This is a genomic window from Eggerthella sp. 1_3_56FAA (assembly GCF_000185625.1).
Lineage (GTDB): Bacteria > Actinomycetota > Coriobacteriia > Coriobacteriales > Eggerthellaceae > Eggerthella > Eggerthella lenta.
Map to the genome: position 1 here is coordinate 1 of NZ_GL622585.1, position 2,291 is coordinate 2,291.

The following is a 2,291-nucleotide window of genomic DNA, read 5'->3' on the forward strand; positions in this document are numbered from 1 at the left end:
AAAGCGTTGTAATCTTTTTTGAGGTTGCAGCGTTTTTCTTTTGCGTAAGCTTGGCAAAATCGCTTTTTCTCCGTAGTAGGTGATAAGAGCCTAAAGGATAAAAACATTCGTAGCAAGCATAGGAAGCGGGTACCCACTTCCGTATTTTCCCCTCCCGCGCTGCGGCGCGTCGGTTGAAAATTGCTTGTTGGGAAGTGTCCCAAACCCTCGGAACGGAAAGGAAAGGAGCGAATACATGAACGGACGCAAAAGAACGTGAGATAAGTATGCTTTTTGCGGTCTTGCCCGCCGCAAGTTTGTATTTTTTGTACTGCTTGACTGCAAAATGTTCCGGGTCTTTTTCTTCCAGACGTTCAAACATGAGGTCAACCGGGTTCTGGAAGTCCTCGTCGTCCTCGCGGGCTTCCGACGCATTTATCATTTCAAGCAGCGTCGTGAAGTTCTTCTCGTCCTCCGGGGCTTCATACCAGATATAGCCGATTAGTGCGGTATAGTAGAGCTTTTCCGCTTTCACCCAGAAATCCTCGCCGGATTTTTCCCCGTCGCCTTTGGTGTTGGCGATAATGGTATTGACTAACTTCAAAATGTCCTTTTCGCTCCGCAGATAGGCAAAGGGGTTGTATTTCATGGATTTTTTGAAGTTAATCGTATTTAGCACTTTGATACGGTATTTGTACCGCTGCAACATTTTTCCGGTTTCCAAAATCAGTGTTCCTTTCGGGTCAGTGACGATATACGACGTTGGAAAATCCTTTGACGTACATTGCATGAGCGACGGTTTCACAAAGAACCGGGTCTTGCCGCTGCCGGAACCGCCGATTACAAGGATATTTTTGTTTCTTGCGTATTTCGGCTGCTTCGGGCGGCTGTTCATGGTGAGCCGTTCCGTCTGCGTTAAGGGGATATTATTCTCAAATACCGGGTCTGTGTATGGCTTTATATCGTCAGCCCCGCCCCAACGCGCCGAACCGTATTCTGTCCCGCGGCGGTATTTCTTCGCGTTCTTGCCTTTGGTGTAGATAATCAGCCGAACAATGACCGCCCCCGCAATGCCTAAAGCTAAGTCTGCCGGGTGGAAGCTCGGCGCGATACTGGAAAAGGCGGCGGTAAAACCGTCCCCAAGATGTAGCAGCTTTGCGCTTGCGTCCGCGCCGGGGGAGAGCCGGACAGCCGCGCCCGCTTTATCAAAGAGCCAGACAAAGAGCAGATACGGGAGATTTAAGATAAGCAGCTTCTTGATTTCCGGCTTCATAGCGATACCTCCCTGTCCTTGTTCTTGACCTTTGCCCGTTCCGCGTTTCTGCCCTGTGCAGCTTCTTTGAGGGTAGAGAGCAGCTTTCGGATTGAGGGCTTTTTCTCCTGTGTCAGCTTTTTTGCGGAAAATTCCTTAAAGGCTGCGGTCAGCACGTCCGCGTCCCGCCCCTTGAAGAAAACCAGATAGCGGGGCGGGCTTTCCGTCGCGTCCTTTTTCAGCGCAAAGTCGATACCGTACTTTTTCGCCGTACTCTCAAAGGCTTTGATATTGCCCTCGGTAATCTCAATGTTGGAAACGCCCGCGTTCTGCTTCATAAGCTGCTTTAAGCTCTGCTTGCCCTGTGGCGGTTTGGAAAGCTGCTTTTTTCCCTTTGACAGTATGGCTTTCATTGCCTTTTGGAGCGTCTGGGCGGTCAGCTTCCCGGTCTTGATGTAAAGGGCTATGGTCTTTTCGTTTACTTCGTCCTGCAATTTGTCGCGTCCTCCTTTCGCGTTTCTTTATGGGGCGGCGGTCAGATACGCACCCGCAGCCCGTTCAAGTCCTCGGCTCTGATACCCACAAGATACCAGTTGTCGCCGTACTCAATCCGGGTCGGCTTCCACTTGCCCCGCACGAATACGTCAAAACATTCTCCACAATGCAGCCCGCCATAGTAGCTGTTTAAGTCAAAGCGAATGTCGTAACGGTCGGTGCGCTCGTCAAATACCAATGCTCCTGTCATTTTCTGTGCCATAATAAAATCCTCCTTTTGTTGTTTTACAGGCTTTCGCCCGGTTTGCATGAATAATAGTCCGGGTCGCCGTACTGCGGCTTCTTCGGTGACAGTGCGCCGCTTGCCATGTCATGGGCGACAAGGGAAGTGTAATAATTGCCGATAGTGGACGGGGCGTTGAAAAGGGCTGCTTTCAGATATTGCTTGATGTTGCGGATTTTCGTTGTGTTCTCCCGCATACAGTCAAGCACAAAGCGGATATGCTCGCCGTCCAGTTTCATAAACTTTGACTTCACAAGCTCTGCCGGGTAGTCGTCCCCCGCA

The 2,291-nt window shown here is 50.5% G+C and carries 4 protein-coding genes; all 4 read right to left on the bottom strand.

Annotated elements, in window-relative coordinates:
- A partial coding sequence (locus tag HMPREF1023_RS14855) for a VirD4-like conjugal transfer protein, CD1115 family (protein ID WP_198006024.1) occupies window positions 1-1,252 on the bottom strand: 1,252 nt, incomplete at its 3' end.
- Window positions 1,249-1,725 carry a PcfB family protein gene (locus tag HMPREF1023_RS14860; RefSeq protein WP_002586631.1) on the bottom strand — a complete coding sequence of 159 codons (477 nt, stop codon included), beginning with the start codon at window positions 1,723-1,725 and terminating at the stop codon, window positions 1,249-1,251. The genes HMPREF1023_RS14860 and HMPREF1023_RS14855, both read right to left, overlap by 4 nt.
- A 41-nt stretch (window positions 1,726-1,766) precedes the next feature.
- Entirely contained in the window at window positions 1,767-1,988 is a 222-nt protein-coding gene (locus tag HMPREF1023_RS14865; RefSeq protein WP_002569164.1) for a DUF5348 domain-containing protein, read from the bottom strand.
- A 23-nt stretch (window positions 1,989-2,011) separates the two neighbouring features.
- Window positions 2,012-2,291, bottom strand: a 280-nt coding sequence (locus HMPREF1023_RS14870; RefSeq protein WP_009307283.1) for a DUF6017 domain-containing protein, incomplete at its 5' end; no start/stop codon positions are given.

Bases quoted from the DNA above. Each gene is read 5' to 3' on its own strand.
- HMPREF1023_RS14865 (WP_002569164.1), bottom strand. From the start codon at position 1,988: ATGGCACAGAAAATGACAGGAGCATTGGTATTTGACGAGCGCACCGAC.